General features: G+C 64.8%; 20 protein-coding genes. 14 read left to right on the forward strand and 6 right to left on the reverse strand.

Features of this window, described 5'->3' with window-relative positions; translation table 11 throughout:
- Positions 1 to 41 precede the first annotated feature (41 nt).
- Positions 42 to 614, reverse strand: coding sequence for a TetR/AcrR family transcriptional regulator (locus tag A5707_RS00045; protein WP_065012488.1), 573 nt, complete (start codon positions 612 to 614; stop codon positions 42 to 44).
- 74 nt (positions 615 to 688) lie between these two features.
- Between A5707_RS00045 and A5707_RS00050 the strand changes: the two genes are divergently transcribed.
- Positions 689 to 1,345: a class I SAM-dependent methyltransferase gene (locus A5707_RS00050; RefSeq protein ID WP_065012489.1), complete on the forward strand. Its 657-nt coding sequence runs from the start codon at positions 689 to 691 to the stop codon at positions 1,343 to 1,345.
- Here the strand turns inward: A5707_RS00050 and A5707_RS00055 are convergent.
- From A5707_RS00055 to A5707_RS00065, 3 genes are read right to left on the reverse strand one after another with little or no spacing between them, the layout of a single operon-like run.
- Complete coding sequence (locus A5707_RS00055) at positions 1,342 to 2,418, reverse strand: prenyltransferase (RefSeq protein WP_065012490.1); 1,077 nt, start codon at positions 2,416 to 2,418, stop codon at positions 1,342 to 1,344. The genes A5707_RS00050 and A5707_RS00055 overlap by 4 nt on opposite strands.
- Positions 2,405 to 3,136, reverse strand: coding sequence for a class I SAM-dependent methyltransferase (locus A5707_RS00060; protein WP_065012491.1), 732 nt, complete (start codon positions 3,134 to 3,136; stop codon positions 2,405 to 2,407). Before A5707_RS00060 ends, A5707_RS00055 begins: the two co-directional genes overlap by 14 nt.
- Positions 3,130 to 4,401 (reverse strand): glycosyltransferase family 4 protein, encoded by a 1,272-nt coding sequence (locus A5707_RS00065; protein WP_065012492.1) that lies wholly within the window; start codon positions 4,399 to 4,401, stop codon positions 3,130 to 3,132. The genes A5707_RS00060 and A5707_RS00065 overlap by 7 nt, the downstream gene beginning before the upstream one ends.
- Positions 4,402 to 4,665: 264 nt before the next feature.
- Here A5707_RS00065 and A5707_RS00070 point away from each other — a divergent pair, with 264 nt between their 5' ends.
- From A5707_RS00070 to A5707_RS00085, 3 genes are all read left to right on the forward strand, one after another.
- The gene (locus A5707_RS00070; protein ID WP_065012493.1) at positions 4,666 to 4,908 is read left to right on the forward strand and encodes a DUF6400 family protein; all 243 of its coding nucleotides are present in this window, start codon (positions 4,666 to 4,668) and stop codon (positions 4,906 to 4,908) included.
- Between the two features lie 257 nt (positions 4,909 to 5,165).
- Entirely contained in the window at positions 5,166 to 5,729 is a 564-nt protein-coding gene (pncA, locus tag A5707_RS00080; RefSeq protein ID WP_065012509.1) for a pyrazinamidase PncA, read from the forward strand.
- The gene (locus A5707_RS00085) at positions 5,726 to 6,520 is read left to right on the forward strand and encodes a ketosteroid isomerase family protein (RefSeq protein WP_065012495.1); all 795 of its coding nucleotides are present in this window, start codon (positions 5,726 to 5,728) and stop codon (positions 6,518 to 6,520) included. The genes pncA and A5707_RS00085 overlap by 4 nt, the downstream gene beginning before the upstream one ends.
- Before the next feature lie 12 nt (positions 6,521 to 6,532).
- Here A5707_RS00085 and A5707_RS00090 read toward each other — a convergent pair whose 3' ends face one another.
- A complete protein-coding gene (locus A5707_RS00090; protein WP_065012510.1) occupies positions 6,533 to 6,880 on the reverse strand; it encodes a DoxX family protein in 348 nt (115 codons plus the stop codon).
- A 77-nt stretch (positions 6,881 to 6,957) separates the two neighbouring features.
- Here A5707_RS00090 and A5707_RS00095 point away from each other — a divergent pair, with 77 nt between their 5' ends.
- Genes A5707_RS00095 through A5707_RS00115 form a run of 5 tightly spaced genes read left to right on the forward strand, consistent with a single transcriptional unit; the run spans position 6,958 to position 11,979 of the window.
- Complete coding sequence (locus A5707_RS00095) at positions 6,958 to 7,842, forward strand: sigma-70 family RNA polymerase sigma factor (protein WP_065012496.1); 885 nt, start codon at positions 6,958 to 6,960, stop codon at positions 7,840 to 7,842.
- Positions 7,839 to 9,158, forward strand: coding sequence for an ABC transporter substrate-binding protein (locus A5707_RS00100; RefSeq protein WP_065012497.1), 1,320 nt, complete (start codon positions 7,839 to 7,841; stop codon positions 9,156 to 9,158). The genes A5707_RS00095 and A5707_RS00100 overlap by 4 nt, the downstream gene beginning before the upstream one ends.
- Positions 9,155 to 10,069, forward strand: coding sequence for a carbohydrate ABC transporter permease (locus A5707_RS00105; protein ID WP_065012498.1), 915 nt, complete (start codon positions 9,155 to 9,157; stop codon positions 10,067 to 10,069). Before A5707_RS00100 ends, A5707_RS00105 begins: the two co-directional genes overlap by 4 nt.
- Positions 10,070 to 10,071: 2 nt before the next feature.
- On the forward strand, positions 10,072 to 10,905 hold the full coding sequence (locus A5707_RS00110) for a carbohydrate ABC transporter permease (RefSeq protein ID WP_065012499.1): 834 nt from the start codon (positions 10,072 to 10,074) through the stop codon (positions 10,903 to 10,905).
- Between the two features lie 3 nt (positions 10,906 to 10,908).
- Positions 10,909 to 11,979, forward strand: coding sequence for an ABC transporter ATP-binding protein (locus tag A5707_RS00115; protein WP_065012500.1), 1,071 nt, complete (start codon positions 10,909 to 10,911; stop codon positions 11,977 to 11,979).
- Positions 11,980 to 11,988: 9 nt separating this feature from the next.
- Here A5707_RS00115 and A5707_RS00120 read toward each other — a convergent pair whose 3' ends face one another.
- Positions 11,989 to 13,134 (reverse strand): thiolase family protein, encoded by a 1,146-nt coding sequence (locus tag A5707_RS00120; protein ID WP_065012501.1) that lies wholly within the window; start codon positions 13,132 to 13,134, stop codon positions 11,989 to 11,991.
- Between the two features lie 195 nt (positions 13,135 to 13,329).
- Between A5707_RS00120 and A5707_RS00125 the strand changes: the two genes are divergently transcribed.
- From A5707_RS00125 to A5707_RS00145, 5 genes are read left to right on the forward strand one after another with little or no spacing between them, the layout of a single operon-like run.
- A complete protein-coding gene (locus A5707_RS00125; RefSeq protein WP_065012502.1) occupies positions 13,330 to 14,154 on the forward strand; it encodes an SH3-like domain-containing protein in 825 nt (274 codons plus the stop codon).
- Between the two features lie 30 nt (positions 14,155 to 14,184).
- A complete protein-coding gene (gene scnC / locus A5707_RS00130; RefSeq protein ID WP_065012503.1) occupies positions 14,185 to 14,901 on the forward strand; it encodes a thiocyanate hydrolase subunit gamma in 717 nt (238 codons plus the stop codon).
- Positions 14,902 to 14,911: 10 nt separating this feature from the next.
- On the forward strand, positions 14,912 to 15,259 hold the full coding sequence (locus A5707_RS00135) for a thiocyanate hydrolase (protein WP_065012504.1): 348 nt from the start codon (positions 14,912 to 14,914) through the stop codon (positions 15,257 to 15,259).
- A 48-nt stretch (positions 15,260 to 15,307) separates the two neighbouring features.
- A complete protein-coding gene (locus tag A5707_RS00140; RefSeq protein ID WP_065012505.1) occupies positions 15,308 to 15,694 on the forward strand; it encodes a DUF6394 family protein in 387 nt (128 codons plus the stop codon).
- A 3-nt stretch (positions 15,695 to 15,697) separates the two neighbouring features.
- Positions 15,698 to 17,437 (forward strand): potassium channel protein, encoded by a 1,740-nt coding sequence (locus tag A5707_RS00145; protein WP_065012506.1) that lies wholly within the window; start codon positions 15,698 to 15,700, stop codon positions 17,435 to 17,437.
- Positions 17,438 to 17,615: the final 178 nt, after the last annotated feature.

Below are 17,615 nucleotides of genomic sequence, written 5' to 3' on the forward strand. Positions count from 1 at the left end.
TGTCCGTATGCGGGATCGTGCCGGCCCAGCCGCAACCACAGCTACGTCAACAGCAGCCGCGCGGAGGACTCCAACCGGTCGGCGATCTGCATATACGACGCGTATCCCATGCCGGCGCGTACCAACGCGCCCGCATACAGCAACTCCAGTGATTCGACCACATCCGGATTGCCGTCGGGCCCCAGCGCGGTGGCCAGCCGATGGTGGATTTCCCGGCCGATACGCAACCGCAGATGCTTGACCTCAGGGTCCTTGCCCAGCAACGCGTTGGTGACCGCTCCGGCCAACTCTGGTTCGTCGGCAACCAGGAGCGCGATGTGACGCAGCACCGCGATGACCCGGGCAGCGGCGTCGGGGGAGTCGTTGGGCGGCACCGGGCTGGAGGCCAGCCGCCGCCAGAAAACCTCGGCGACGAGGTGCTCCTTGGACGCGAAATACGTGTAGGCGGTGGCCGCGCCAACTCCGGCCTCTGCGGCAACCATCCGAATTGTCAACCCAGCGAAGCCTTCTCGGCTCAGAACCTCGATCGCGGCGTGACCCAGCCGGTCTACTGTGTCGGCTTGCTTGGCGGTCAATCGGCGTCGGGTCGACTCCCGAGCTACCGGGTCGGACACGTGTCTGGACACTACTACACCGTAATATGGGCGGCAACCATCGGCCGTTCCGATTCGATAGTTAGGTTCTGGTGATGACGACCCCCGACGAGCGCACGCGCCAGTTGTTCGACCTCGCCGATCAGGTGACCGGGTTCATGCCTGCCCACGAGGGACGGGCGCTCTACGACGCCGCCGTGCGCTACTTCGATCACGGTGTGGGCGTGGAGATCGGGACCTACTGCGGCAAATCAACGGTGCTGCTGGGCGCGGCGGCCGTCGCCGGGGACAGCGTGCTGTACACCATCGATCACCACCACGGTTCCGAAGAGCACCAGCCGGGCTGGGAGTACCACGACACGTCCATGGTCAACGACTCCGGGCGCTTCGACACCCTGCCGGCCTTCCGTCGCACCCTCGATGACGCCGACCTCGACGACAACCTCGTCGCGGTCGTCGGCAAGTCCGCCGTTGTCGCGCGGTCGTGGCGCACACCGCTGCAATTGCTGTTCATCGACGGCGGCCACAGCGAAGCCGCTGCCCATCAGGACTATGACGGCTGGGCGCGGTGGGTGCGCCTCGGGGGAGCCTTGATCATTCACGACGTGTTTCCCGACCCGCGCGACGGCGGCCAGGCGCCATACCAGATCTATTGCCGCGCAGTGCAAAGCGGCGAGTTCACCGAGAGATCCGTCACCGGTACGCTGCGCGTGCTGGAGCGCACGGCCGAACCACCCGCCGATCAGGCCTAGCGATCCGTCGGGCTGATCGCGCACTCGCAGTCGTAATCGCCCTCCAGGCCGCGGGGCAGGTCAGCGCCCCGGAAGATGCCGTTTCCCGGCGTGGTGCCCGACAGCGCATCGGCGGCCAAGATGACTGCCGCCCCCGTCCAGGTGGTTCGCTCGACAGGCCAGCGCTTGCCGTCGCTGAACACCAAGCCGGTCCAGTAGGATCCGTCAGTTTCGCGCAGATGCTGCATGGCCGCGAACTGGCGCAGCGCCGCGCTGCGGCTGCCCATGGCCTCAAGCGCCAAGACCAGCTCGCAGGTTTCGGCGCCGGTGACCCAGGGCCGGTCATCCACGCAGCGGACACCGAGCCCGTCCACCACGAAATCGCCCCACCGCTCGGCAATTCGGGATGCCGCGGCGGGGCCACGCAGCGCGCCGCCCAGGATGGGGTAGTACCAGTCCATCGAGTGATGCGGCTTCTCGGTGAACGCCGACGGGTGGGCGGCGATCGCATGGCCCAGTCGGCCGAGCGCGACCTCCCACTCGGGTTGTGCCTCGTCGAGGTAGTTCGCCAAGGCCAAGGCGCAGCGCAGGCTGTGGAAAATGCTTGAGCAGCCGGTGATCAGCGCCTCGGTAATCGGACCGGAAGAGCTGCGGGCCCAGCAGATTTCGCCGCCTTCGAGTTGCAGGCCCAGCACGAATTCAATAGCCGCACGTACCGTCGGCCACATCTCGCGGGCGAAGGCGCTGTCACCGGTGACCAGCACGTGATGCCAGACGCCGACTGCGATGTAAGCGCAAAAGTTGCTGTCACTGTTGGCGTCCTCGACGACACCGGCCCGCAACTGGATGGGCCAGGAGCCATCCGCGCGCTGTTGGCGCCGACTCCAGTCGAACGCATGGCGCGCCGGTTCGATCAGCCCCGCGACGGTGAGCGCCATCGCACATTCCACGTGATCCCACGGATCGGTGTGGCCACCCTCCGACCATGGGATTGCACCTGACGACTCCTGTACCGCAGCAATCGATTCCGCTGTCTGCCGGCATTGCTCGGAGGTCAGGACGTCCGCAACGCCCGGCGTGTCATACCAATTCAACGGCAGGCACCGGTTTCTCGAAGTACAACGCCACGCTCTTGCCGACCAGTGGGTTGAGCGCCGACTCGGCCAGTCGGGTGATCCATGGCCGGCTCATCATGTCCCACACCAGCATTCGGTGATATGCGGCGACAGCAGGATGATCGGCGTTAGAAACGCCGACCAGGCATTTCAACCACCAGAATGGCGCATGCAGAGCGTGCGCATGGTGAGTATGAGTGAAGTTCATTCCGCCGGCGGTGATTTTGTCGCGCAGATGACTTGCCCGATAGATCCGGATGTGACCGCCGTCGTTGTTGTGATAGTCGTCGGACAGCAGCCAACACACCTGCTCGGGCAACCATCGGGGCACCGTGACCACCAGCGTGCCACCGATTTTGAGGACGCGAACCAACTCGCCGATGACGGTGTCGTCAGCCGGGACGTGCTCGAGGATCTCCGATGCGATGACACAGTCGAAGGTGAGATCGGGATAGGGCAGTCGCAGTGCGTCACCGACAACCGTCTCGGCGGTGGCCGATTCCGGCGCTTCACCGGCTTCCGCCATCGCGCGCAAGATGGTGCCGACGTTGGCCAGTTCATCGGAATTCTGATCGAACGCAATCACGTCGGCGCCGCGGCGGTAGGCCTCGAAGCTGTGCCGGCCGGCTCCGCATCCCACATCGATGAGCTTGGTTCCGGGTCCGACGCCGAGCCGGTCGAAGTCCACCGTCAGCACGGTTCGCCCACCGGCTCGGTGGCGTCGCCGATCTGGGTGTTGCGCTCGACCGCCCGCTCGTATACCCGAACGGTCTGCGCGGCCACCGATTCCCAGCTGTAGACGTCAAGTGCGCGGCGACGGCCGGCCGCCCCGAGTTGACGGCGCTGTTCGGGAGAACTCAGCAGTTCACCCAAGACCCGGATCAACTCGGCGGTATCGCCGGGCTGCACCAGCCGGGCACAGGTGCCGTCGGGTCCGAGCACTTCGGGTAAGGCGCCGGCGCGGCTGGCCACAATCGGTGTGCCGCTGGCCATCGCTTCCACCGCCGGCAGCGAGAAGCCCTCGTAAAGCGATGGGATACAGGCGATCTCGGCAGAGGCAAACAAACCGGCAAGTTCGGCGTCGGACACACCGCTGGAGGTGTGAACAATATCGGAGATGCCGAGCTCGGCGATCAGTTTCTCGGTGGGGCCGTTCGGTTCGAGCTTGGCGACCAGCTGCAGTTCCAGCTCGTGTTCGGTGCGCAGTTTGGCCACGGCCTGCAACAAATGCGCGACGCCCTTGAGGGGCGTATCTGCGCTGGCGATCGCGATGATGCGCCCGGGAATTCGTGGTCGCCGGGACGGGGCGAACACACTGGTGTCGACTCCCAGGGGTACCACGTGCAGTTGGTCGGGACTGACTCCGAAGTCGGTGGTGATATCTGTGGCCGACGATGTCGAAACCGTCAGCAGGTCTGGGATGCTGCGCGCGACCCGCTCCTGCATCCCCAAGAAGCCATACCAACGGCGTACCAACGGCTTACGCCACCATTGTGCTGCCGCCAGGTCCAGTAGCCGGTCGCGGGTGATCGGATGGTGAACCGTGGCCACCACCGGCAGGCCCATTGCCGCGATCTCGAGCAGTCCGTCTCCCAGGCTCTGATTGTCGTGCACCACATCGAAGTCGCTGCGTCGTGCGGCGAGCAGTCGTGCCGCCCGCATGCTGAACGTGCGCGGCTCGGGGAAGCCCGCCGTCCACACGGTGGCAAGCTCCAGCAGGTCGATCCGGTCGCGGATCTCGCGGGGATGCGGGATGCGGAACGGATCGGGTTCTCGGTACATGTCCAGGCTGGGCACCTCGCGCAGCACCACCCGCGGATCGAGGCCCTCGGGATACGGCTGCCCGGAAAACACCTCGACGTGGTGTCCCAGCTCGACCAGGCCGCGGCTAAGGTAACGAACGTAGACGCCTTGTCCTCCGCAATGGGTCTTGCTGCGGTAAGACAGCAGAGCAATCCGCATGCTCACACCGATCCAGCAATGGCGGCGCGGCCATCGGTCGCGGTCAGGGGATCGGCGGGCAAGTCAGCGAACTGTCTGGACACGTGTCTGGACTATAATTTGACAAGCTACATGATGCAACGCGCACCCTCCGGCCGTGGTGTCACCGGGGCGTTCGGTAAGTGTGACTGACGTCAAGGCCGCGGTGTGACGCAGTTCATTGCTCTCGGCGCCGGTTTAGGGCAGCCTAACGCGCATTTCTGCCCCGAATGCTGGGAGTGGCCGATGCCAACCAACTCAACCGCGCTGGAATTCGCCTACGACCTCACCCTTGACGAGGTCCGGCGTCGCAGTGCCGTCCTCGAAGCGATCGGCTCCGAGTGGGATCCGGTCCGGGCGCTCGCCGAGGAGGAGCAGGCCTACACCATGCTCTACTCCAACCTCGACCCCGAGCAGCAGCGCCACTACGACGCGCTGGTAGCGGCGGGGGTGTTGCCGGACCGGGCGGTGGATCGTGCTGCCGATTGATCCGGACGCCGACAAGAGCCGACGCGCTTGGCTGGCCTGCCCCAACTGTGACCACGGCGCCGCCTGCCAGGTATGCCGAGACGGTCGCAATTGCCATACGCATTGGCAGTACCTGATCAGCAATTGCGCCGCGGTGGTCCACCTGCAGTGCCCCACATGTGCCCATCTGTGGTCGCTGGACACCGGTGTGCACCGCCGCGGCCGGCGCCGCCCCGCTGCCTGACCTGACGCGGGGCCGCCGGCGATACGGTGGGTGTATGCGAGCGTTGATCATCGTCGACGTCCAAAACGACTTTTGTGAGGGCGGCTCGCTGGAGGTGACCGGCGGCGCCGCCGTGGCCCGCGCCATCACCGACTACCTGGCCGATGCTGGCGGCTACCAGCATGTGGTGGCCACTCAGGATTTCCATATCGATCCCGGTGACCATTTCTCCGACCATCCTGATTACTCGTCGAGCTGGCCGCCGCACTGCCTCGCCGGAAGCCCCGGGGCGGATTTCCATCCGAACCTCGACACCGGACGCATCGAGGCGGTATTCCGCAAAGGCGCTTACAGCGCCGGATACAGCGGGTTCGACGGAGCCGACGATTCGGGCACCAGCCTGGCGGGTTGGCTGCAGGGCCGCGGTGTCGACGAGGTTGACGTGGTCGGCCTGGCCACCGACCACTGCGTCCAGGCAACCGCGCAAGACGCCGCGCATGCCGGCTTCGCCACTCGGGTGTTGCTGGATCTGACCGCGGGAGTAGGGGAGCAGTCGACCGCACAGGCCGTCGACGCCCTGCGAACCGCGGGTGTCGCCGTGCGGCAGAGCACGTCGTGAGCACCGCGCAGTCGGATCTGCTGACGGCAGTGGAGCAGTCGCCGCGGGCCGCCGCGGCCCACGACCGCGCCGGCTGGGTCGGGCTGTTCACCGCCGACGGCCGCGTCGAAGATCCTGTCGGCTCTTGGCCACATGTCGGCCACCCGCAGATCGGCCGCTTCTACGACACTTTCATCGGGCCGCGCGACATCACGTTCCATCGCGACCTCGACATTGTGGCCGGCTCGGCCGTCGTCCGCGATCTCGAGCTCGAGGTGGCGATGAGTTCGGCGGTGACCATGCGGATTCCCGCCTATCTTCGCTACGACCTGCGCGACGTCGACGGCGAGTGGAAGATCGCGGCGTTGCAGGCGTACTGGGAACTGCCGGACATGATGCTGCAGTTCTTGCGCAACGGCGTGTCGGCCGTGCCGGCCACGGTCCAGCTGACGCGCGGATTGCTGCGCAACCAGAGATTGCGCGGCACAGTGGGATTCGGCGTCGGCTTCCGTCGTGTCGGTTCGCGGCACAAGCGGCTGGTGGAAACCTTCCTCAACGCTGTCGCCCGCGGGGACAGGTTCGGCGCACTGCGAACCGTGTCGTCCACCGCCACAGTGACTTTCGGCGAGGACGACGACGCGGACATCACCGACCTCATCCGGCGACTCAACGGCGCTACCTGGACAAAGGTGCTCGCCGCAGGCCCCACCGTCGCGGTCTCGGTCAGGTCGGGACACCGGCGCGGCGTCATGTTCGCCGACGTCGCCCGGCGTTGCAACGAAATCTGCCGGATCCGTTACTTTTCCGACTGACCGGGCGCACTGTCATTGTGCGGCAAGCAGCGCCAGCGACGCCGCCGACAACGCCAGATAGCCGCCCGGAAAAGCGATGTTGTACAACACGCCAGCCCGAATATGCGTAATGATCGCACCGGTGAAGAACAGCACCAGCCCGATCGCCGCCGCGATCCCGATGGCGGGCACAACCAGACCGGCGACCAGCCCGATGGCTCCGGCGAGCTTGAGCGTCCCCAGCAGGGGGAGCCATGACGATGGCACGCCAACTTGAGCCGAGTTCGCCAGCACGAATTTGGCGGGGACGTAGTCGGCCACGGCGATTCCGGCGGTGACGGCCACGGTGACTGCGGTGACGACAAAATATGCGATGCTCATGACATTGGTCTCCTTCACTAAGGACGTTGAGCGGATTTCGTCGCCTGCTTGACGGCTGCCACACCGGAAAGGTGACCATGAGGACGCTTGACGATCTCGCCCAGCGGTTTGACGCAGACCGACGACACCTGCGCTCAGTCGCCTTTCACCTGCTGGGCTCGGCGGCCGACGCCGAGGATGCCGTGCAGTCCGCCTGGCTGAAGGCCAGCCGCGCAGACTTCGACGCCATCGAGAACCCGACCGGGTGGCTCACCACGATCACCGCACGCGAGGCGCTCGACCAATTGCGCACCCGCAAACGGCGCGCCGAACTGCCGCTGGACGGTGTGGACCGTGCCCCTGCCAACCCCGCGCCGCCCGCCGACGAGGATGCTCTGCTGGCCGACGCGGTCAGCCGAGCTCTGATGGTGGTCATCGACCGGCTCTCACCGGCACAACGCGTCGCCTTCGTGCTGCACGACGTGTTCGCGATGCCATTCGAGACGATCGGCGAGCTATTGGGCCGCTCACCGGACGCGGCCAAGAAACTGGCCAGCCGTGCCCGTGCGCAGCTTTCCGCGCCGTCCGGGGAAACTCGTCGCACCGGTGAACACGTCAAGATCGTGGATGCCTTTCTGACGGCATCCCGTGGCGGTGATATCGCCGCGCTGGTGAATTTGTTGGCGCCCGACGTGGTGCGCCGGGTAGACCCGCGCCTGGTACCGGCCGATGTGCCGACCGAAATCCGCGGCGCCCACCAGGTCGCCGAGGAAACCCGACGGTTCACCCAACGTTCCCGGGCCGGCGTCGTGGTGCTTGTCAATGGAGCGCCCGGCATTGCGATCGCCGCCGGTGGCCATCTGCAGGCGCTGCTGGTCATCGGCATCGAGGATGGTCGCATTCACACCATCGACATCATCGGCGATGACGATCGACTAAACAGCGCCGTCCTGACACTTGCCCCGACAGCCGGGTCACCGTGATCGATAAGCCATTTGGCCGGCGAACCCTGTTGCGCGGTGCCGGTGTGCTCGCCGCGACGTCGCTGACGTCGTGGCAATCGGGCTGCGCATCCGACGACGACGCACTCACCTTTTTCTTCGCAGCCAATCCCGAAGAGGCGGACGCGCGGCTGCGGATCGTCGACGCGTTCCAGCGTCGGCATCCCGACATCAAGGTGCGGACATTGCTGTCGGGTCCAGACCCGATGCAGCAGATGTCGACGTTTTGCGCGGGCGGCAAATGCCCGGACGTGCTGATGGCATGGGAATTCAGCTATGCCGGCTTGGCCGACCGGGGTGTGTTGCTGGACCTGAACACGATGCTGGCCCACGACCGGGCATTCGCCGACGAACTGAAGGCCGACAGCATCGACGTGTTGTATGACACCTTTACGTTCAACGGGGGCCAGTACGCCTTCCCGGAGCAGTGGTCCGGCAACTTCCTGTTCTACAACAAGCAACTGTTCGCCGCGGCCGGCGTGCCGGCACCACCGACCCAATGGGACCGGCCCTGGAGCTTCGCCGAGTTCCTTGCTGCCGCCAGCGCTCTCACCAAGCGCGACCGCTCCGGACGCGTGACCCAGTGGGGATTCGTCGACACCTGGGTCGCCGCCTACTCGGCCGGCCTGTTCGGAATGAATAACGGGGTCGCGTGGTCGGATCCGCGAATGAACCCCTCCCACCTCAATTTCGGCAACGAAGCGTTCACCGAGGGTGTGCAGTTCTACGCTGACCTGGCCAACAAGCATAACGTCGCACCTACCGCATCAGCGCAGCAGTCGATGTCCACCATGGATCTCTTTACCTCGGGTAAGGCCGCGATGGCCTTGGGCGGACACTGGCGCTACCAGACATTCGACCGGGCCCGCGGCTTGGATTTCGACGTCACCGTGTTGCCCACCGGTCCGCGAGCACGCGCGGCCCGCTCGAATATCGGGACGACGGGTCTCGCGATCGCAGCCGACAGCCGCCGCAAGCACCCAGCGTGGGAGTTCGTGAAATTCGCCGCCGGACCCGTCGGACAAGGCCTGATCGGCGAAACCGGGCTGTTCGTACCGGTATTGAAGCCTGCGATCAATTCCACCGGGTTCGCTCAGGCCCATCGCAGAGTCGGCAACCTCGCGGTGTTGACCGGCGGCCCCGCGCACTCCGAGGGTTTGCCGATCACTCCGGCGTGGGAAAAGATCAACGCGTTGATGGACCGCAATTTCGGGCCGGTTCTGCGTGGCACTCGGCCGGCGACATCGCTGGCAGGCGCGCTGACGCAGGAGGTCGACGAGGTGTTACGCACCCCATGACATCGACCGATCACCGAGTTGGGCGACGCAGAATCTCCCAGCGGCGCGCCTGGGCCGGACGTCTGTTCGTCGCGCCCAACCTGGCGGCGGTGGCAGTGTTCATGCTGTTTCCGCTCGGTTTCTCGCTGTACATGAGCATGCAGGAGTGGGATCTGTTCAGGCTCGCCAAACCCGTTGGGCTGGCCAACTTTCGTCACCTGTTCACCGCCGACCCGCTCTTTCTCATCGCGCTGCGCAATACGGTGATCTTCACCGTTGGAACCATCGTGCCGACCGTCCTGATCAGCCTGGCCGTCGCGGGCCTTTTGAACCGGAAAGTCAAGGGCATCGGGGTCTTTCGGACCGTTGTCTTTCTGCCGCTGGCGATGTCCTCAGTGGTGATGGCGGTGGTCTGGCAGTTCGTGTTCAACACCGACAATGGCTTGCTCAACATCATGCTCGGCTGGATCGGGATCGGTCCGATCCCGTGGTTGGTCGATCCCAACTGGGCCATGGTGTCGCTGTGTCTGGTCAGTGTCTGGAAGAGCGTGCCGTTTGCCACCGTCATCCTGCTGGCATCGATGCAGGGCGTTCCCGAAACGGTCTATGAGGCCGCCCGAATCGACGGCGCCGGCGAACTACGGCAGTTCCTCTCCATCACCGTTCCGCTGATCCGCGGGGCGCTGTCCTTCGTAGTGGTCATCTCGATCATCCACGCGTTCCAGGCTTTCGACCTCGTCTATGTGCTGACCGGCCGCAACGGTGGCCCGGAGACTGGGACATATGTGTTGGGCATCATGCTGTTTCAGCATGCGTTCGCCTTCCTGGAGTTCGGGTACGCATCCGCACTGGCCTGGGTGATGTTCGCCATTCTGCTGGTGTTGACGGTGCTGCAGCTACGGTTGGCGCGTCGGCGCGCTTGGGAAGGCTGACCATGAGCCAGGTGACCAGACACAGCATCGTGCGCGGCCTGGTGCTCTATCTCGCGCTGATCGCCGTCGCGTGGTGTGCCCTGTTCCCGATTTTGTGGGCAGTGTCGGGGTCGTTGAAGAGCGAAGGCGAGGTGAGCCAGCCGACGCTGTTCCCGTCGCATCCGCAATGGTCGAACTACGCCGAAGTGTTTGTGTTGATGCCGTTTTGGCGGATGTTCTTCAACACGGTGCTCTACGCCGGATGTATCACCGCCGGACAGGTGTTCTTCTGCTCGCTGGCCGGGTACGCCTTTGCGAGGCTGCCGTTCCGGGGCCGGGAGATCGTCTTCGTTTTGTATCTGGGCACGCTGATGGTGCCGCTGACGGTGACCGTTATCCCGCAGTTCATCCTGATGCGTGTCGCCGGGTGGACTGACACGCCATGGGCGATGATCGTGCCGGGCTTGTTCGGTACAGCGTTCGGCACCTATCTGATGCGGCAGTTCTTCCGAACGCTGCCGGACGAACTCGAGGAGGCCGCCATCCTCGACGGCTGCTCGCCGTGGCAGGTCTATTGGCGGATCTTGTTGCCGCACGCCAAACCTGCGGTCATGGTGCTTGCGGTGCTCACGTGGGTCAACGTGTGGAACGATTTCCTGTGGCCGTTGTTGATGCTGCAACGCAAGAGCATCGCCACACTCACCCTCGGCCTGGTTCGGATGCAGGGCGAATACGTGTCCCGGTGGCCGGTGCTGATGGCGGCGTCGATGCTCATCCTGTTGCCGTTGGTCATCGTCTACGCCGTGGCGCAACGCGCCTTCGTCCGCGGTATCGCCATGTCCGGATTCGGTGGCTAACCAATGGCATCGGTGAGCTTTGAACAGGCGACACGGCGCTACCCCGGCGCGCAGCGCCCCGCCCTCGACCACCTGGACCTGGCCGTCGACGATGGCGAATTCGTGGTGCTGGTCGGCCCGTCCGGCTGTGGCAAAACGACGTCGCTGCGGATGATCGCGGGGTTGGAACCGGTCGACTCCGGGCGCATCAGCATCGGTGCCCGCGACGTCACCGCCGACGATCCCAAAGACCGGGATGTCGCCATGGTGTTCCAGAATTACGCGCTGTATCCGCACATGACGGTGGCGCAGAACATGGGTTTTGCGTTGAAGATCGCCAAGATTCGCAAAGCACAGATCCGCGACCGGGTCCTGGATGCGGCACGCCTGCTGGACTTAGAGCCCTACCTCGACCGCAAACCCGGAGAGCTTTCCGGCGGGCAGCGCCAGCGGGTGGCGATGGGCCGGGCGATCGTGCGCCGCCCGCAGGTCTTCTTGATGGACGAGCCGCTGTCCAACCTGGATGCGAAGTTGCGGGTGCAAACCCGTAACCAGATCGCCGGTCTGCAGCGACGATTGGGCACCACCACCGTGTATGTCACGCATGATCAGGTCGAGGCGATGACCATGGGCGACCGGGTCGCGGTCCTGCGCGATGGCGTACTGCAGCAATACGCAGCGCCGCGAGAGCTCTATCGCAGCCCGGTCAACGTCTTCGTCGCAGAGTTCATCGGCTCCCCGGCGATGAATCTGTTCACCTTGCCGGTTGCCGATCGCTCAGTGACGCTGGGGGACTGGCTGATTCCGTTGCCCCGCGAGATCGGCGACGTGGCCGGTGAGATCACCGTCGGGGTGCGGCCCGAAGACTTCGAGGTGGGCGGTTTGGGTGTCGAGATGGACGTTGACGTCGTCGAGGAGCTGGGCGCCGACGCCTATTTGTACGGCAGGATTTCGTCGCCTGGCGCCGTGACCGACCATCCGGTGATCGCCCGCGCGGACGGTCGCAACCCACCGCAACGAGGTAGCCGGATACGTCTGCATCCTCGATCTGACCATCTGCATTTCTTCGGCATCGACGGCCGACGACTGTCCTAGACGCGGCTATCAGGTCGTGAGGACTGTTGCCGCTGCGGTGCCGGGCGCGCCGTACAGCTGGGTAAAACCGACCTTCGGTTCGCCGGGAACTTGACGATCGCCTGCCTCGCCGCGCAATTGCCGGACGATCTCGTGGATCTGCCGCAGGCCCGACGCCCCGATCGGCTCGCCGTTGGCGATCAGGCCGCCGTCGGTGTTGACCGGAAGCCGGCCATGAATTTCGGTGGCACCGTCGGCCAGCAGCTTCTCCTGCTCGCCGTCAGCGCAGAAGCCGCACTCGGCCATGTGAATGATCTCTGCGCCGGCATCGGTGTCCTGGAGTTGGATGACATCGACGTCTTCGGGTGCCACACCGGCTTTTTCGAATGCGGCGCGCGCGGCGTAGACGGTGGGCGCAACGTCCTGCTCGACGGGCGCGAACGTGGTGTTGACCTCGTAGGCGCCGTAGCGGCGGGTCCGGACTTCGACCGCGCGCAGGTACACCGGCTTGGCGGTGTAGCGGTGCGCGATGTCGGCGCGACACATCACCACGGCCGCGGCGCCCTCGTCGGGTGCACAGAACATGTATTGGGTCAACGGGTAGTTCAGCATCGCCGAGGCAAGGATCTCGTCCTCGCTGATCGCTTTGCGCCGAAAGGCATTGGGGTTCAGCGCACCGTTGCGAAAGTTCTTGGCAGCAACCTTGGCCAGTGTTCGCTGCGAAATGTTATGGTCGTGCAGGTAGCGGTTGGCCTTCATACCGAAGAACTGCGTGGTCAGGTACTGCCCGTTCTCGGCATACCAGCTCGGCATGCCGACCAGCGCAGGATCTTCGGTGAAAGCGCCGCGGGGATGCTTGTCCAGGCCGACCGCGACCCCGATGTCGTAGTCACCCACCCGAATACCGTCGGCGCACGCCTTTGCGGCACTGGCGGCCGTCGCGCACGCATTGAAGACGTTGGTGAAGGGGATGCCCGATAGGCCGACCATGCCGACGATGGCGTCCGGGTTCGCGACGGTCCAACTGCCCCCGGTAGCGGCCTGCACATCTTTCCAGTCCACGCCGGCGTCGTCGACTGCGGCGAAGATGGCGTCCACGCCCATCTCCATCGCCGACTTGCCCTCGAAGCGGCCGAACGGGTGCAAGCCCACCCCGATGATGGCGACGTCGGTCATTGCGTGAATCCTCCTCAGCGTCCGCCGGGCAGCCAACTGTAAACGTTACAGTAGCTGCACTTATCGAAAGCGCAACCGGACGCCTTACAGGAAGCACTGAAATCCCGCTAGATGACCGGTGATGCTGGGCCGCTCGGTGTTATCGTGTAAGTCGGTCGGGGCGTTGCTATCCATCCATGCGGAGGGCGATAGCCGATGGCCAACTCGGTGATGGGTGACTTCCACAGCCAACTGCGCGTAGCGTTTCACCGGCTTCAGGACTGGGCCTACCCAGATCAGATTGATCACGAGCTCTTCCGGGCCTATATGAAGACCGCCCACGATGTCGGCGGTGAGCCCGACGCCCCGGCCACCTTCGAGGAAAAAGAAGAAGAGCAATGGGAACTCAACGCGTTTGTCACGTGTGAGGTTCTGGGCTGGCGAGGCATCTGGACGTCCGAGGAACGCCGAAGGCTCGGCAACGTCGACCTCGGCAGGATGCTGTATCTCGGCTTCCCTTACTACGGGCGTTGGGTGCTGGCCGTCGCGCGCTGCTTGATCGATAAGCGCCACATCACGCTCAACGAACTGCTCGAACGGGCCAGTGAGGTGGGCGACCGTTGCGTCGCCGGTGGCGAGGGTGCGTTGGACGCGGCGCCCCGCAGCAGCGGCGACGAGAAGACGGTCGCCAGGAACCGTCATCATCAGGAGGCGCTGGGCAAGGGAGATCCGCAGTGTTTCACCGGCACGGCCGGTGAGCCTCGGTTCGCGGTGGGCGATTCGGTGTGGGTGCGTGACCTCCCGATGCTCTTCTACACGCGCACCCAGGAATATCTGCGGGGCAAGCCGGGAACAGTGGTCAAAGTGTCCTACGAGAGCCTGACGCCGGAGGACGAGGCCTTCGATCGCGAAGATCAACAACCCGAATGGTTCTACATCGTGCGCTTCAAGATGACCGACCTGTGGCAGCCCTACGCGGGGTGTCCGAGCGACACGCTGCAGGCGGAGATCTCGGAACGCTGGCTGCAGCCAGCGTCGTAGAACGCACATCAGCCAGGCAGGAGCTCCGGGATGGTGGATAAAGCCGAGACCCACGACACCGGCGAGCGGCATGCGGCACCGATGGTCGAGGAAGTTACCGACTTCGAAGTCCTCGAAATCGCGTTGCGGGAGTTGGCGATTGAAAAAGGATTGTTCACCGCCGAGGATCACCGGCGCTACACCGAATACGTCGAGCAGCTGGGGCCTACGCCCGCCGCCCGCCTTGTCGCCAAGGCCTGGCTCGACTCCGACTTCAAGCAGTTGGTGCTCGAGGACGCCATCGCCGCGTGCCGGGAAGTAGGGATCGACTGGATGCAACCGACGGGCTTCGGGACGCCCAGCGACTTCACGGCGCTGCATGTACTCGAGGACACCCCGACGCTGCATCACGTGATTTGTTGCAGTCTCTGCTCGTGTTATCCGCGGCCTGTCCTCGGGCAGTCACCCGAGTGGTACCGGACACCGAACTACCGACGCCGCATCGTGCGCTGGCCGCGCCAGGTGCTCGCGGAATTCGGTCTCAATCTTTCCGAAGACATCGAAATCCGCGTCGAGGACTCCAATTCCAAGCACCGGTTCATGGTGCTTCCGGTGCGGCCCGACGCAACAGACGGCTGGGATGAGCAGCAGCTTGCGGACATCGTGACGCGTGACTGCCTCATCGGCGTCGCGCTTCCGAAACCCGGTGTCACATCCAACGCAGAACGTCCGGTGCATCCCGCGGTTCGCCCTGCCGAGAAGTACTGAGAGCCAACAGATGTCAACCGAACAGAACATACCGACGCTGGAACGGATCATCGGGCGCCGACAGGAGTGGGCGCGCATGGCGGAGAAGTACGGTGTCAGCAATCCGCTGCCGCCCTGGAAGTCGAGTCTGGACGGGATGTGCGACGCGCTCGATCGAGAAGGGACGGTGTTACCGCTTGTGACCCGTCGCGGCGATGAGGACCGTCTCAGCCAAGGGGTATACGCGACACTGCCGTTTCCGGAAAATCAGCTCGTCGCGCTGGCGCATTCCCTCATCACGCGAAATGTCATCGACGAAGCAGCGTTGGCCGATCGCATGGCAGCGGTGCGTGCCCGGCTCGAAGCCGGCGACGCGTAATTGGCGTTACCGAGCCGTCTCTGGACCGCCGCCCGCTAGGCTGCCGGTGTGAATCTCGAGAAGGTCGTCTTCGGCTTCTTTGTGCTGTTGGCCGCAACTTTGAATTTTGGCTTTTTCGTCGGCGATGTGGGAGATCCGGCCATTCACAATCCGTGGGAGCTGTTCCTGGCCCTGATCGTCGCTTTCATCACGACGATCTTGAAGTTCGGTGACCGCACCCAGCTAGGTGCAGTGCACCTTTCCACCAGCCTTGTCGCGCTCCTGCAACTCGCCGCCGCGGCGGCGATGTGGGTCTTTGCCACGCAGGTCTCGGTTCACGGACTGGACCGGCATGCGACGGCGAGCGTGGTGTCCCTCTCGGGAGGCGCGCTGCTGGCCAATATCGTGTCCGTCACGCTACTCGTGGTCGAGACGGCGTCGTTCCGGCGCCGTTAGCCGATGCCCAACCCGGCCCACCTGCTTGCGTTCTGGACCCGGCGACCGGCCAGGCTGCGGCCCAAGCCGGTCCGTGTTCCGACGACGGTGCCGACCACTGACGTCATCTTTCTGCTCATGCGGCGGATGCGGGCGCCGTTCATCGTCGTCATCACCACCTTCAGCTTCTGTACCACCGGGCTAATGCTCATGCCGGGCGTCGACGCACAGGGAAATCCCTACCGGCTCACCGTCTTCGACGCCTTCTATCAGATGACCATCACGTTGACGACGGTCGGTTACAGCGAAGTACCGCACGCCTTCAGCTACCCCCAGCGGATGTGGCTATCCATGTCGATCTACCTGGTGGTGCTCAGCTGGGCCTACGCCATCGGCGTGTTTTTCTCCCTCCTGCAAAACACCGCCTTCCAGGAGGCCATTGCGGCCCAACGGTTTCGCCGTCAAGTCCGCCGGATGGTGGAGCCGTTCGTCATCGTCGCCGGCTATGGCCAGGCCGGCCGAGTCGTTGGCTCCGAGCTCGACGAACACGGGCGACGGTTCGTCGTCATCGACAAGCAGGCATCCAGGGTCCAGTCGGTGATTTCCGAGCAACTGAGTTTCGACGTTCCGGCAGTCGAGGGCGACTGCGCCGTACCGACGGTGCTGGGCATGGCCGGACTTGCGCACCGCGATTGCGAGGGTGTGCTCGCCTTGACGAACGACGACGACACAAACCTCGCGATAGTGATGACCGTATCGCTGCTGCGGCCCGAAGTGCCCGTCTTCGCCCGCTGTACCGACCCCCGGATCCAGGCTCGTATCGAGCACTTCGCCCCGGCGGCGGTGATCAACCCCGATGATCGGTTCGGCGACTACCTCGCCTTGTCGATCCACCAGCCGGTCAATCATCAGCTGTTGCGCTGGCTGATGGACAATGACGAAGAGCAGCTGCCGCCACTTCGGCGGGGTCTTGCGGCAGGCAGGTGGGTGGTGTGCGCCGACCCCGAATTCGGCCACGACGTCGTCAGTGATCTCACCGCCCACGGCCTGTCCGTTGACCTCGTCGACCCGGCCGCGGGTGACCCGGATGTCTCTGATGCCGTCGGCTTCATCGCTGGGACCGGCAACGAGACCACGAACATCGCCCTCGCCGAGCGGGCCCGGTTATCCAACCCCGACGTATACCTCGTGGTACAGCAGCACACCAATGCCAAGAAAGCTTTGCTCGACGCCCTGCAGATCGACTCGGTGTACATCGCGACCGAGCTCACTGCCCGAGAGATTCTGGCCCGGATCCTCACACCGGTGTTTTGGAGCTTCGTCGAGCATGCCTTCGGGCGCGATGACCAGTGGGCCACCGGTGTGCGCGACCATCTGCAGGAGCGCTGTGGCCGACGCACCCCGCAGCGCGATGTCATCGCGCTATCGCCCGAGCAGGCTCCGGCCATCGCAGACTGGTTGCGGCGCGGGGAAACCCTGACGCTCGGGGACCTCATGCGCCGCCCCGACGACCGGGACGCGACGCTGCCGCTGGCCGCCGTGGTCCTGGTCCACGATGGTGAGCCCTGCTTCATGCCGTCGTCGGAGACCGCTCTCGCCCTGGGGGACCAGGTGCTCTTCGTCGGCAAACCCGAGGGGCTGTCTCAGGTGCGCGAGATCTGCCACTATCCGACGACGGTGGAGTACCTCGCGACCGGCCGCGATGTTCCATTGACATGGATATGGGCCCGGCTTACCGCACGGAGCCGCGCCAAGACGACTTAACCGGCCGGCGAAACGGCGGCGCGACCGATCCATCGAAAACCGCAGCGCCCTCGGTGTGGCAGCTGTAGTTTCGGCGCGGACCTACCGGTAGCAGGCGAATGGAGGGCGCGTTATGGCCGCGGTTTCCGCTTTTCGGTCGGATGCGGCACGCGCCGCGTACCTCAAGCTCTACGATCCA

The sequence above is a fragment of the Mycobacterium kyorinense genome (assembly GCF_001672775.1).
Classification (GTDB): Bacteria; Actinomycetota; Actinomycetes; order Mycobacteriales; family Mycobacteriaceae; genus Mycobacterium; species Mycobacterium kyorinense_A.